The sequence below is a fragment of the Novosphingobium sp. SG751A genome, from assembly GCF_013149295.1.
GTDB lineage: Bacteria > Pseudomonadota > Alphaproteobacteria > Sphingomonadales > Sphingomonadaceae > Novosphingobium.
Genome location: NZ_JABGCB010000003.1, coordinates 77,860 through 91,310, shown reverse-complemented (window position 1 = coordinate 91,310; position 13,451 = coordinate 77,860). Strand labels below are relative to the sequence as shown.

Sequence of the window (13,451 nt, the reverse complement as noted above, 5' to 3'; positions counted from 1 at the left end):
GTCTTTTTTGACCCTGTTTCGATAGGCGTAACGGGCAAAATCGTCCAAGGCAAATCACGCGATGATCCAGCCAAATTTCGGCATGATGGGAATTAAATATAACGATTGCGGGGCAATCAGTGCTGATCCGGCAATGATTGATGCCGGAATCAGGTTGGCGTTTTTGCGCCCCTCTGGTCTATCCCACGCTCAATCCGGCAATCCTGACCGGTATGGGAATTTGAGGGGATTACTGATGGCCCATTCCATCCGCCGCGGCGCGAAGGCCGCCCTGCTTGTCACCAGCGCCATTATCGCCGCGCCCGCCGCCGTGGCGCAGGAAGCACCCGCATCCATCGCCAAAGAGCCGGCTGCACCCGAAATTGTTGTCACCGGTTTCCGTGCCAGCCTGAACAGCGCGCTGGGCGTGAAAAAGGCAACCGCCGCCGCCGTCGATGTCATCAAGGCCGAGGATATTGCCGAATTCCCCGACCTCAATCTGGCCGAATCGCTCCAGCGCATTCCGGGCGTGGCCATCAACCGCGTGAATGGCGAAGGCCGCAACGTCTCGGTGCGCGGCCTTGGCGCCGATTACACCCGCGTGCGCATCAACGGCATGGAGGCCATCGGCACCACCGGCGGCACCGACAATTCGGGCGGCGTCAACCGCGGTCGCGGATTTGACTTCAACATCTTCTCCTCGGACCTGTTCAACTCGCTGGCCGTGCGCAAGAGCGCCAGCGCGGACGTTGAGGAAGGCTCGCTGGGCGCCACGGTCGATATGCAGACCGCCCGCCCCTTCGATTTCAAAAAACCCACAGCCACCTTCTCGGCGCAGGGCAGCTATAATGACCTCTCGCGCAAGACCACGCCGCGCCTCTCGGCCTTGGTCACCAAGAGCAATGATGATCAGACCTTTGGCGTGCTGATGAGCTTCTCCTATGAAGCGCGCCGTCTGAAGGAAGAAGGCGCCAACATCACCCGCTGGACCTATGGCGGCTTCAACGGCGGCTTCAACGCCGCCTCGACCGTGCCGGGCTACAATCTGGCCCAGATCAACAGCGCCAATATGTATCACCCGCGCATCCCCGGTCTGGTCAGCTATGACATCAACCAGAAGCGCCTTGGCGCCTCGGCCTCGATCCAGTGGCGGCCGGGTGATCGCACGCTGCTGACGCTCGACGGGCTGTTCTCCTATCTCGACGGCACCCGCGCCGAAAGCCAGTTTCAGGCAATCAGCTTCAGCCGCTCGGGCACCGGCAAGCCCCAGACGATCATCCGCAACGGCACCGTCGATGGCAATGGCAACCTGATTTCGGGCACGTTCGACAATGTCGATCTGCGCACCCAGGCCCGCTATGACGTGCTGCGCACCACCTTCTACAACCTGACCGCCAATCTGGAACATTCCTTCTCGGACCGGCTGAAGTTCACCGGCCTTGTCGGCTATTCCAAATCCGCCTTCACCAATCCGATCCAGACCACGGTGACGCTGGACGCGGCCAATACGGGCAATTTCTTCTACGATTTCTCGACCCGTTTCCCTACCATCCGTCCCGGCGTGGACATCACCAATCCGGCCAATTTCTCCTTCACCAGCGGCACGTCTGAAGTGCGCATCCGCCCGCAGACGGTGGACAATGCTTTCGGCACCGCCAAGGGCGCGCTGGAATGGAAAGCCAATGATATCCTGAAGATCAAGGCGGGTCTGGACTGGCGCCGCTTCACCTATGGTTCGACCGAGCAACGCCGCCTTTCGGGCGAAACCGTGGTCAATTCGCTCAATGCCTCGCAGATCGCGGCGGCCACCACAGTGTTCAGCGGCTTTGGCCGCGGCCTTGCGGTTCCGGCGGGCACGCCCACGGCATGGGTGGTTCCCGATCTCAACGCCTTTGCCAATCTCTATGGCATCTATACCAACCCGACCTATGCCACCGGCGGCATTGAAAATGCGACTGCGCGCGGTTCCTTCATCACTGTGCGCGAGGATGACACCGGTGTCTGGGGCATGGGTGAATTCAACCTTGGCGACCGCGACATTCCGCTGCGTGGCGACATCGGCCTGCGCTATGTCAACACCAAGCAATTCTCGACCGGCTATGCCAGCCAGGGCGCGACGATCAATCTGGTGACGGCCAACCGTTCGTACAGCCGCCTGCTGCCCTCGGCCAATGTGGTCTATGACATCAACCGGCAATTGCTGGTCCGCTTTGGCGCGGCCAAGACGCTGGCGCGCGCCGGGATCGCCTCGCTCACGCCGGGTGGCAGCCTGTCGGTTTCGGGCGGCAGCCGCACCTTCAGCGCGGGCAACCCCGATCTGCGCCCGACCGAATCGACCAATCTGGACCTCTCCGTCGAATATTACCCCGCGCGCGGGGCGATCTATTCGGTCGCCTATTTCCAGAAGAACATCAGCAGCTTTGCCCAGACGCTCAGCACCGCCGTGCCCTTCTCCTCGCTCGGCCTGCCCGCATCCTTGCTGACCGGCACCACGGCGGTCGCCAGCGACGTGTTCATCGCCAGCACCCCGGTCAATTCCAGCGGCGGCATGCTGCGCGGCTTTGAAGTGAACATGCAGCAGCCCTTCAGCTTCCTGCGCGGCATCGGCAAGAATTTCGGCGTTCTGGGCAACTTCACCTATGTGTCGTCGAACATCCAGTACCTGACCAGCGCCGATGGCAGCACCTCGGTCACCGCGCCACTGGTGGGCCTGTCGAAATATGCCGCCAATGGCACGCTCTATTACGAGGACAAGAAGTTCTCGGTGCGCGGCTCAATCGCCTATCGTTCCAAGTATCTGACCGCCGTTCCCGGCACCGAGGGCCAGAGCTGGAACGGCACCAACCGCACGATCAATGTGGACGCCCAGATCACCTATGCGCCCATCGAGCGGATCAAGTTCAGCCTTGAAATGATCAACCTGACCGACGCGCTCAACGATCAGTATGTCGATGCGACCAACCGCCTCAACGTGCTGACCCACAGCGGCCGCCAGTTCAACCTTGGGGCCAAGGTCACCTTCTAAACCGAAGGCCGACCCCACCCCATCCCCGCGTCCGGCACTCCCAACACTCCCGCCGGACGCGGGGATTTTCATGGGACAGGAATACACAGATGATTGACGGAAGCCTTCTGATCGCAGGAAAGCCGCTTCAGACCGAAACCCGATTTTCCGCCATCGACGCGGCCAGCGGCAAGGCTTTCGGCCCTGATTTCAGCGTGGCCACGCCCGAGCATGTCGATGCCGCCTGCGCCGCCGCGCAAGAGGCCGCCCCCGCCTTTGCCCGCGATGCGGCGGCCCGCGCCGATCTGCTCGAAGCCATCGGGGCGCAAATTCTCTCCCTTGGCGACGGGCTGATCGAAACGGCCATGCGCGAAACCGGCCTGCCCCGCGCCCGGCTGGAGGGCGAGCGGATGCGCACCGTCAACCAGTTGCGCCTGTTCGCCGCCGAATTGCGCGGCTTTGACTGGCAGGATGAAGTGTTCGAACCGGCCGACCTTGCCCGCGTGCCGCCCCGCCCCTCGTTGCGGCGGATCAACCGGGCGGTGGGGCCGGTGGCGGTGTTTGGCGCCTCCAATTTCCCGCTCGCCTTTTCTGTGGCCGGGGGCGACACCGCTTCGGCGCTGGCGGCGGGCTGCCCGGTGGTGGTCAAGGGCCACTCGGCGCATCCGGGCACCGGCGAATATGTCGCGCGCGCCGTGACGCGGGCCGTGGCCGAGAGCGGCTTTCCAGCAGGCGTATTTTCCTTCCTTCCGGGTAACAATCGCGCGCTGGGCGCCGCGCTGGTCGGCCATCCGGCCATCAAGGCGGTGGGATTTACCGGCAGCCGCGCGGGTGGTCTTGCTCTGATCGCACAGGCGCAGGCCCGGCCCGAGCCGATCCCGGTCTATGCCGAAATGAGCAGCATCAACCCGGTCCTGCTGCTGCCCGCCGCAATGGCGGCGCGCGGGGGGGCGCTGGCGCGGGCCTATGCCGCCTCACTGTCGATGGGCGCGGGCCAGTTCTGCACCAATCCCGGCCTGCTGCTGGCGGTCGAAGGGCCCGAGCTTGATGCGTTTCTGAGCGCGGCAGCCGCCGCGCTCGATGCCGCCGCGCCGCAGGTCATGCTCTCGCCCGGCATCTGCCGCGCCTATCATCATGGCGTGGCCGCGCTGGACGGACACGCAGGCGTGACCACCATCCTGCGCCAGAACGCGCCCGAGGACCGCTGCGGCGCGGCAATCTTTGCCGTCGATGCCGCCCGCTTCATCGCCGATCCGGCCCTGCGTGAGGAAGTGTTCGGCGTTTCGGGCTTGGTGGTGCGCTGCGCCTCGCCCGATGATTTCGCCGCCGTCCTCGCCTCGCTCGAGGGGCAATTGACCGCCAGTTTCCACGGCGACGAAGCCGACTGGCCGCTGGCGCAGGCGCTCTTGCCGATCATGGCCGACAAGGCCGGGCGCGTGATCGCCAATGAATGGCCCACCGGCGTCGAAGTCTCGCGCGCGATGGTCCATGGCGGCCCCTTCCCCGCCACGTCCGACACGCGCACCACCTCGGTCGGCACGCTGGCCATGGCGCGCTTTCTGCGCCCGGTCTGTTTCCAGAATATGCCCTTTGCCATTGACTGAGATCCCTCATGGCCCGCGCCCCTGATGCACGGGCCATCTTTCAATGACTTATCGCCATCTTCCTGCGTAGATTCCACCAGCCACCCTTTGGCCAAGAGGAAACCTTCGGCGCCGTATAATCGGAGCGAGGAAGGAAGCGCAATCGATGGCATGGAGCAACCCCCTGCTCGGACGCGAGCGTGGGCTCAACAGCATTCCCTGGCGTTTCGCGTTGATGGCGCTTGTCACCTCGGCGGTGGTGGCGCTGGTGGCCCGCGTGTGGCTGGCTGGCCCGTGGAGTGCGGGCATGGTGTCGGCGCTGGCCGCTTTGCTGATGCTGCCCGCAACGGTCACCTATCTGGCCGCACGCAAATTGTCGGGTATGATCCGCACCCTGCGCGACAGCACGCAGGCGATTGTCGAAGGCGATTTCTCGCGCACCATCGACATTGACTGCCCCTGCGAGGTGGGCGGGCTGGCCGACAGTTTCCGCGCGATGGTGGCCCGGCTCAACAACAATATGCTGCGCATGAATGTGCTGGCCTATACCGATCCGATCACCGGCCTGCCCAACCGCTCGGTCATTACGCATATCCTCTCGCTGGGCCAGCGCGACAGCGACAAGCCCTGCGCCGGGGCAATGCTGTTCATCGATTTGGACGGGTTCAAACGGGTCAATGACACGCTGGGCCATGATGCTGGCGACGAATTGCTGCGTCAGGTGGCCGCGCGGATCATCGTGCGCGGCATGGGGCTGGCGCTCGAAGAACTGGAAACCTGCACCAATTCCTTTGGCGAATTATGCGAAACCTGCCCCACGCGCCCGGTCTTTGCCCGCTTTGCCGGGGATGAATTCGTGCTGCTGCTGCCCGGCCATCATGACAATAAAGTGCTCGATGCCGTGGCGCGCAGCATCCACAAGGCGCTGGCCGATTGCTTTACCGTGTTCAACAATGAAGTCCATATCGGCGCCAGCATGGGCATTGCGCGCATGCCGCAGGATGCCGATACGCCCGAACAATTGCTGGCCTATGCCGATATCGCCATGTACCGGGCCAAAGAGGGCGGCAAAAATACCCATGTTTTCTTCGACTCCTCGCTGAAAGGCAAGGTCGAGGAACGCGCGCTGATCGAGCGCGAATTGCATCATGCCATCGAGCATGACGCGCTGGAATTACATTATCAGCCCAAATTCGACGCCGACACGCTGAACGTCACCGGGGTCGAGGCGCTGGCGCGCTGGACCTGTCCCGGCCTTGGCCCGGTTTCGCCCGAAATTTTCGTCAATATTGCTGAACAATGCGGACTGATGGTGCCGCTGGGCCATTCGATCCTGCGCAGCGCCATGCGTCAGGCCCGGCAATGGCTGGACGCGGGGCGGCCGCTGCCGATTGCGGTCAATGTCTCGCCGGTGCAATTCGAACGGCCCGGCTTTGTCGAATCCGTGCTGGCCATGCTCGACCATTTCGGCCTGCCGCCGCAATGGCTCGAACTGGAAATCACCGAGAGCATCGCCATGGCCGATTTCGCCCGCACGCGCGAAAGGGTCGATACGCTGCGCAAGGCGGGGATCTCGATCTCGATCGATGATTTCGGGATCGGCTATTCCAATCTCTCGCAACTGGCGCGGCTGGACTATGACGCGCTCAAGATCGACCGCTCGCTGGTGGGCAGCATCGGCGAGCACGGCAAGACCGAATCCATGCTGGCCGCGATCATCACCGTGTCCAAGGTGCTGGGCCACAAGGTCATCGCCGAAGGGATCGAGAGCGCAGAGCAGATGGCCTATCTCAAGGCACGCGGCTGCCGCGAGTTTCAGGGCTTCCATCTGGCCCGCCCGATGCCTGCGGGCGATCTGGCCATCTGGCTGAACCAGCGCGGGCAAAGCACGCTCCACGCCATCCGCGAACAGGCGTTTGAACGGCTCAGAGCTTAACGGGCGCGCCTAATCGAGAACCTTGTGCCAATATTGAAGGGGCTTGAGGCTTTCCTGCGCCTCGCCATGCTCTTTCCACGCCAGATGGGTGATAAAATCGGGGATCGGCGCATAGGATCGCGCCCGCCAGAAACCATCGAGTGGCCGGTAATCGCCGGGCCGCGCCGGATGATCCGGGGGGCGGATCACGGCGGCAAAACAGGCCGCATCGGCCCCGCATCGTCGGGCCTGCGCCTCGCGGTGATCGAAAAAGGCATGGCCCGCGCCGCGCCCGCGATAGTGCGGCAAGAGCACGCTTTCACCAAAATAGAACAGATGCGATGTGTCGATGCCCCGCGCCTCAAAGGGCGCGCGAAATTCAGGCTTCTGCTCGGCCATCGGGCTGGCCGTGGCCGCGCCCACGATCCGGCCGTCATCTATCGCGGCCACCAGCACCGCATCGCGCGCGCTCAGAAATTCGCGCAGATAGTCGGCCTCATAATCCGCGTCGCCATCATACAGATAAGGCCATGCGGCAAAGACCGCGATGCGCAAAGCGGCCAGATCGCCCATGGCCGCGCCGATCTCATCCCCGGTCAGCGGGCGGATCTCCAGCGCGTCGCCTGTCAGCCTGCCGCTTTCAGCACCTGCCGCTCCGCCCCGTCCGACCATTCCATCTCGCATGTGCCGCGCTCCTTGTGCTTGGCACTGTAGAGCGCGCGGTCGGCGCGTTGCAACAGGTCGTGGCGGCAATCATCGGCCCCGCGCAGTTCCACCACGCCGATCGTGGCCGAAACCACCAGCGGATCCGCCCCGCGCCCCATCGGAAAACGCAGCACGCGCAGCAGATTTTCCGCCACACGGGGCAATTGCGCGATCATCGCCTGATCGGTGATGACCAGCGCGAATTCATCACCCCCCAGCCGCGCCGCCAGACTGTCCCCCAGCCATGGCGAGCGCAATTCCTGCGCCACCTTACGCAGGATATCATCGCCCGCGCCATGCCCGAATGTGTCATTCACCTGCTTGAAATGGTCCAGATCGATCAGCATCAGCGCCATGCGCTCGCCGCGTTGCTGGGCGCGCTCCACGCATTCGTCGACATGGGTGACAAAGGCATGGCGGCTGGCCACATGGGTCACCTCGTCGGTGTTGGCGCGGCGGTCCAGCTCGACGAACAGTTCGTGCCGCTCGGTGACATCGTGAAACACGCCGATCAGCCCGATCACCCGGCCGTTTTCCAGCTCCGGCTCGCCGATCGCGCGCACCCTTTTGCAAACGCCGCGCGCGGAAATGAAATCCAGTTCCACATCATAGGCCGCCCCGGTTTTGATCGCCTGCTCGACCAGTGCGGTGATTTTTTCACGGTCGGCGGGCGGATAAAACGACATGGCATCGGCCACCGGCATGCCGTCGCCGGGGGGCAGGTCGTGGATGTCATAGACGCCTTCGGACCATGTCACCGTCTGCCGCGCGGCATCCAGCCGCCACGACCCCATCGCCGCCATCTGCTCGGCCTGGCGGAACTGGCGCTGCAGGCGCTGCTGGTCGGCATAGAGCCGGGTGATGCGTCCGGCATCCAGCGCCATCGCCATGCTCGACACCATGGATTGCAGGATCGCCTCGACCCCGCAGGCAAGGCTGGACAGGCGCGCCAGATCGGCGGACGAAAATTCGCGCGGGGCGGTATCGATCAGGCAAAAGGCGCCGATGCCGACCGCGTTATGGCCCGTGCGCATCCGCACGCGCAGCGGGACGCCCGCATAGAAACGAATGCCCGGCGCCCCGCACACCAACCCATTGGCGCAGAAACGCGGGTCCAGCTCCGCATCGGCCACCACCAGCGGGGCATCCTGCGCAACGGCATGGCGGCAAAAGGATTGTTCGATGGGCGTGCCTTCGACATCCAGCCCGTGGCGGCCGACAAACACCTGCCGGTCGCCATCCAGAATGCTGACCAGCGCGATGGGCACGTCAAACATATCGGCGGCAATCGCGGCCAGTTGCGACAGGGCGCCATTGCGCGATTCGATCAATTGACGAAGAAACGGCATATTGGCCCCCTTTCAAGGGCAGGACCAAGGATTGTCTATTTTGCCCATCATGGCGTAAACAATCCGTTGCACAACCCTTATCAGTTTCCCCTTTGCGACAAAGAAAACGTCTGCGCCCGGCATCGGCGGGCGCGGCGGGGTTGATTTTGCCGCGCCGCCGCGCCAGCCAGACCGCGCCCCTGTGCCCTCTGGCCGGGCATCAACCGGATAAACTCATGCTCTCAATTCTTGGCATCACCCTGCCGATCTTTGCGCTCATTCTGGCCGGATGGGGCGCGCGGCGCATCGGCGTGATGGGCCCGATGGCCAGCGGCGAGATCAACCGCTATGTCGTCAACCTCGCGCTGCCCGCGCTGCTGTTTGACATTGTCGCCAATGCCAAAATCGCCACGATCTGGCAGCCGGGCTTCATGGCGGTCTTTGCGCTGGGCGGGGCTGCGGTCTTTGCCCTCGCGCTGGGAGTGGGCATGAGCCGGGGGCGCCCCTTGGCCGATGCGGCCATCGACGGGCTGAACGCGGGCTATGCCAATACCGGCTTCATCGGCTTTCCGCTGCTGCTGGCGGTGCTGGGTCCGGCCTCGCTGGCCCCCACGCTGATCGCCTCGATCCTGACGGTCTGCGTGCTGTTTGCCTTGGCGCTGGTGCTGCTCGAAATCGGCCTGCAAGCCGAGGCCCATCCGATCCATATGGCCCGCAAGGTCGCGCTTTCGCTGGCGCGCAACCCCTTGCTGGTGGCGCCCGCGCTGGGGGCGGCCTTTCTGCTCACGGGTCTTGGCGTGCCTGCGCCGGTCAATGCTTTCCTCAAACTGCTGGGCGGCTCGGCCTCGCCCTGCGCGCTGGTCGGGCTGGGCCTGTTTCTGGCCGAAAAACGCGAAGCCTCGGTCCATTGGACGGCCATCGCCGCGCTCAGCCTGGCAAAGCTGATCCTGCACCCGGCGCTGACCTGGTTTCTGGCGGTCGAGATCTTCCACCTTACCCCCGGCCTGACCCATGCCGCCGTCCTGCTGGCCGCTCTGCCCACCGGCACCGGCCCCTTCATGGTGGCCGAATATTACCGCCGCGAAGCCGCCCTGACCTCAGCCACGATCCTGATCACCACCATCGCCTCGCTCGGCTCGCTGATGGGGTGGATGGCGGCGATGTAAGATTGGAGCGGGTAGCGGGAATCGAACCCGCCTGACTAGCTTGGAAGGCTAGGACATTACCACTATGCTATACCCGCTCAGGGTTGCGCTGGTGCTGTGGACCGGCGCTGTCGTGGCGAAGCGCTTGCCATGCGGGCGCGGCGCCGTCAAGCGCCTGCGCCCACGCAAAACATCAATGGCCGGGGAAATCCATGATCGGGCGCACCGTTACGCCCGCCGCGCGCAGGCGCTGCGCCCCGCCAAGGTCGGGCAGGTCGATGACGAAAAGCGCCTCGTCCACCGCCGCACCCGCGCGGCGCAGCAGGGTGAGCGCGGCACAGGCCGTGCCGCCCGTGGCGATCAGATCATCGACGATGACAACCTTCTGCCCCTGCGCCACCGCGCCCGGATCGACCTCGAGCGTGTCTGTGCCATATTCCAGCGCATAATCGATGGCCAGCACCGGCACGGGCAGCTTGCCCGGCTTGCGCACGGGGATGAAGGGCAGGCCAAGCCGAGCCGCCACCGCCGCGCCGAAAATGAAGCCGCGCGCCTCAAGGCCCGCGATCGCCTGCGCACCCGCCTCTGCCGCGCGGTCGGACAGCAAGGCGACGCTGGCGGCAAAGCCCTCGCCATGGCCGATCAGGGTGGTGATGTCGCGGAACAGGATGCCCGGCTTGGGAAAATCGGGGATCGAGCGGACGAGCGATTTCATGTCGTCAGGTGTCATGGGGGGTGTCATGACCCGGCCCTATAGACCGATTTGGCGACATGAAAAAGTCATTTGCCTCCAAAACGAAAGCGCCCCCCGCATCGCGTGATGCAGGGGGCGCCTTCATTTTCATCAGGAAAGGCTTAGTGGCCCTTCTTCTCCGCCCAGACGGTGCGATAGGCCATATAGGCCAGCACCGTGGCGAAGATCAGGAAGCCGATCACCGGCCAGCCGGTCTGGTGACGCTTTTCCAGCTTGGGTTCGGCGGTCCAGACGAGGAAAGCCGAGACGTCCTGCGCCATCTGATCGACGCTCGCCTTGGTGCCGTCCTTATAGCTCACCTGACCATCCGAGACGAGCGGCTGGGGCATGGCGATGTTCAGGTTGGCAAAGTACGGGTTGAAGAACAAGCCGTCAGGCGTCTTGGCGTCAGGGAACTTCTTGAGCAGTTCCTCGCCCTTTTCGTTCTTATAGCCCGCCTGATCGGCATAGCCGGTCAGCAGCGAGTAGATATAGGCCGCCCCGCCATGACGCGCCTTGGCGATCAGCGAGAGGTCGGGCGGGCTGCCCGCGCCGCCATAGACGACCGGCGGGAAGTGGTCCTTAAGCGCGCCCGGATGCTGCTTCACCTCGCCGGTGGCGGGGTTATATTCGGGCACCTGCGCCTTGGCGGCAATCGCCTTCACTTCGGCTTCGTTATAGCCCAGCTCGCGCAGGTCGCCATAGGACACCTGCTTGATCGCGTGGCAGGTCGCGCAGACCTCGGAATAGACCTGAAAGCCGCGCTGAAGCTGCTGACGATCGAATTTGCCGAAGGCCCCGTCCGAAGACAGGCTCAGCGCCTTGGGGTGCTGATGAAATTCGGACTCGACGGTCTTGGCGGGCGGTTCGGAAATATAGGCCACGGTGCCCTTGCCCGCCGACCACAACAGGGCCAGCGAGAAGAAGGCGCCCACGAGCATGGAAAAGATACGGATCATGATGTGTCTCTATCCTCGCTCTCTTATTCGGCCGGGGCCACAGGGGCTGCCAAGGTGGCGGCTTCATCGGCCCCCAGCACGGCTTCGGTGATCGAGAAAGGCAGCGGCAGCGGCTTTTCCGTCATCGAGACGAGCGGCAGGATGATGAAGAAGTGGGCGAAGTAATAGAAGGCCGCGATCTGGCTGATGATCACATAGGGCTCTTCGGCCGGCGAACCGCCGCAATAGCCCAGCACCGCCACGTCGATCACCAGCAGCCAGAAGAACTTGCGGAAGGTCGGGCGGAAATGGCCCGAACGCACCGGCGACTTGTCCAGCCAGGGCAGCAGGAACCACACCAGAATCGAGCTGAACATCGCCAGCACGCCCATCAGCTTGGCCGGGAAGAACAGGAAGTTCTGGGTAAAGGCGCGCAGGATCGCATAGAAGGGCCAGAAATACCATTCGGGCACGATATGCGCGGGCGTCTGCATCGGGTTGGCCGGAATGTAATTGTCCGGGTGGCCCAGCGCATTCGGCGCAAAGAACAGCAGCGCGCAATAGAAGATCAGGAACACGCCGAGGCCGAACCCGTCCTTGGCGGTGTAATAGGGGTGGAACGGCACGGTGTCCGATTCCTGCTTCACCTCAACGCCGGTCGGGTTGGTCGAGCCGGGAATGTGCAGCGCCCAGATATGCAGGATCACCACGCCCAGAATGACGAACGGCAGCAGGAAGTGCAGCGAGAAGAAGCGGTTGAGCGCGGCCTGATCGGGCGCAAACCCGCCCAGCAGCCATGTCTGGATCGGCTCGCCCACAAGTGGGATCGCGCCGAACAGACCGGTGATGACCTTGGCGCCCCAATAGGACATCTGACCCCAGGGCAGCACATAGCCCATGAAGGCCGTGGCCATCATCAACAGGAAGATGGCCACGCCAAGCAGCCAGATCATCTCGCGCGGGGCCTTGTATGACCCATAGAAGAAGCCGCGGAAAATATGGAAATAGACGACGACAAAGAAGGCCGAGGCGCCATTGGCATGGCCATAGCGCAGCATCCAGCCCCAGTTGACATCGCGCATGATATGTTCGGTCGAATTGAAGGCCACGCCCGTGTTGGCGGCATAATGCATCGCCAGCACGACGCCTGTCACGATCTGGATCACCAGACAGAAACCGGCCAGAACGCCGAAATTATACATGTAGTTCAGGTTGCGCGGCACCGGATAGCCGGCCCCGATCGCATTATAGACAAAGCGCGGCAAAGGCAGCTTTTCGTCCAGCCACACCATCGCCGGGTGGCTCGGCTTGTATTCATTCGCCCATGGAAAGCTCATCGCGTCTTCCTCACCCGATCTTCACGACAGTGTCGCTGGTAAACTCATAAGGCGGCACCTCGAGATTCTTCGGGGCCGGACCCTTGCGGATGCGCGCGGCAGTGTCATAGGTCGAGCCATGGCAGGGGCAGAAATAGCCCCCGAACTCGCCCTTCACCTCGCCCTCGCCCGCGCCCAGCGGCACGCAGCCCAGATGGGTGCAGACGCCCATGGTGATGAGCCACTCTTCCTTGCCCTTCTTGGTGCGGTCCTCAAGGCTCTGCGGATCGCGCAAACTTGCCACGTCCACCTTCTTCGCTTCGGCGATTTCAACCGGCGTCAACCGGCGCACAAACACCGGCTGCTTGTGAAACACCGCCTTGATCGCCTGTCCGGGCTGGATCGAGCCGATGTCGATCTCGGTCGAGCTTTCGGCCAGCACGTCAGCCGAGGGGGCCATCTGGCTGATCAGGGGCACCAGAACGCTGGCCGCGCCAACGCCTGCCGCACCCGTGGCAGCCACATAGATGAAGTCCCGCCGACGCACCCCCTGCGCCGTATCGTTGGGACTTTCAGCAACAGCAGTTTCTGTCATGTTTGACCCTTGCCTTGCACCAATGGTCCATGCGGGCCGCAGGACCGAAAAAACGAATGAACATCATCGCGATCACAGCATAAAGCTGCAATACGGTATCGTCAGGAATCTTCTCCCCCGCGATCCGTGTGGTTTGTCCCATACGGTCACCGGCTTTTTTGGTTTTGATAAACATCAAAACCAGTGCTGCCAATGGCCTTTTTCTTTGCC

General features: G+C 63.5%; 11 protein-coding genes, 1 tRNA gene and 1 pseudogene. 4 read left to right on the top strand and 9 right to left on the bottom strand.

Annotated elements, in window-relative coordinates; genetic code table 11:
- Positions 1-235 precede the first annotated feature (235 nt).
- The 3 genes from FHW96_RS04840 (at position 236) to FHW96_RS04830 (ending at position 6,502) form a co-directional block, all read left to right on the top strand.
- Positions 236-3,004, top strand: coding sequence for a TonB-dependent receptor (locus FHW96_RS04840; protein ID WP_172339419.1), 2,769 nt, complete (start codon positions 236-238; stop codon positions 3,002-3,004).
- 89 nt (positions 3,005-3,093) lie between these two features.
- Complete coding sequence (locus FHW96_RS04835; protein ID WP_172339418.1) at positions 3,094-4,587, top strand: aldehyde dehydrogenase (NADP(+)); 1,494 nt, start codon at positions 3,094-3,096, stop codon at positions 4,585-4,587.
- A gap of 145 nt (positions 4,588-4,732) precedes the next feature.
- Positions 4,733-6,502, top strand: a complete 1,770-nt coding sequence (locus FHW96_RS04830) for a bifunctional diguanylate cyclase/phosphodiesterase (protein WP_172339417.1) — start codon at positions 4,733-4,735, stop codon at positions 6,500-6,502.
- Positions 6,503-6,511: 9 nt separating this feature from the next.
- Here FHW96_RS04830 and FHW96_RS04825 read toward each other — a convergent pair whose 3' ends face one another.
- The 3 genes and pseudogenes from FHW96_RS04825 to FHW96_RS26650 all read right to left on the bottom strand — a co-directional run.
- Positions 6,512-7,054, bottom strand: coding sequence for a GNAT family N-acetyltransferase (locus FHW96_RS04825; protein ID WP_253950760.1), 543 nt, complete (start codon positions 7,052-7,054; stop codon positions 6,512-6,514).
- A 53-nt stretch (positions 7,055-7,107) separates the two neighbouring features.
- Complete coding sequence (locus tag FHW96_RS04820; RefSeq protein WP_371815644.1) at positions 7,108-8,070, bottom strand: diguanylate cyclase domain-containing protein; 963 nt, start codon at positions 8,068-8,070, stop codon at positions 7,108-7,110.
- 57 nt (positions 8,071-8,127) lie between these two features.
- Positions 8,128-8,535 (bottom strand): annotated as a pseudogene (locus FHW96_RS26650) (GAF domain-containing protein); the annotation flags it as partial.
- A 215-nt stretch (positions 8,536-8,750) separates the two neighbouring features.
- On the opposite strand from FHW96_RS26650, the gene FHW96_RS04815 reads away from it, so the two are divergent.
- Positions 8,751-9,680: an AEC family transporter gene (locus FHW96_RS04815; protein ID WP_172339415.1), complete on the top strand. Its 930-nt coding sequence runs from the start codon at positions 8,751-8,753 to the stop codon at positions 9,678-9,680.
- 3 nt (positions 9,681-9,683) lie between these two features.
- On the opposite strand, the gene FHW96_RS04810 is transcribed toward FHW96_RS04815, so the two are convergent.
- From FHW96_RS04810 to FHW96_RS04785, 6 genes are all read right to left on the bottom strand, one after another.
- A tRNA-Gly gene (locus FHW96_RS04810) sits at positions 9,684-9,757 on the bottom strand.
- 95 nt (positions 9,758-9,852) lie between these two features.
- On the bottom strand, positions 9,853-10,389 hold the full coding sequence (locus FHW96_RS04805; RefSeq protein ID WP_172339643.1) for an adenine phosphoribosyltransferase: 537 nt from the start codon (positions 10,387-10,389) through the stop codon (positions 9,853-9,855).
- Between the two features lie 125 nt (positions 10,390-10,514).
- Positions 10,515-11,351, bottom strand: coding sequence for a cytochrome c1 (locus FHW96_RS04800; RefSeq protein ID WP_172339414.1), 837 nt, complete (start codon positions 11,349-11,351; stop codon positions 10,515-10,517).
- A gap of 23 nt (positions 11,352-11,374) precedes the next feature.
- Complete coding sequence (locus tag FHW96_RS04795; protein WP_172339413.1) at positions 11,375-12,667, bottom strand: cytochrome b/b6; 1,293 nt, start codon at positions 12,665-12,667, stop codon at positions 11,375-11,377.
- Between the two features lie 10 nt (positions 12,668-12,677).
- Positions 12,678-13,241 carry a ubiquinol-cytochrome c reductase iron-sulfur subunit gene (petA, locus tag FHW96_RS04790; RefSeq protein WP_168603044.1) on the bottom strand — a complete coding sequence of 188 codons (564 nt, stop codon included), beginning with the start codon at positions 13,239-13,241 and terminating at the stop codon, positions 12,678-12,680.
- Positions 13,219-13,434 (bottom strand): hypothetical protein, encoded by a 216-nt coding sequence (locus FHW96_RS04785; protein WP_172339412.1) that lies wholly within the window; start codon positions 13,432-13,434, stop codon positions 13,219-13,221. The genes petA and FHW96_RS04785 overlap by 23 nt, the downstream gene beginning before the upstream one ends.
- Positions 13,435-13,451: the final 17 nt, after the last annotated feature.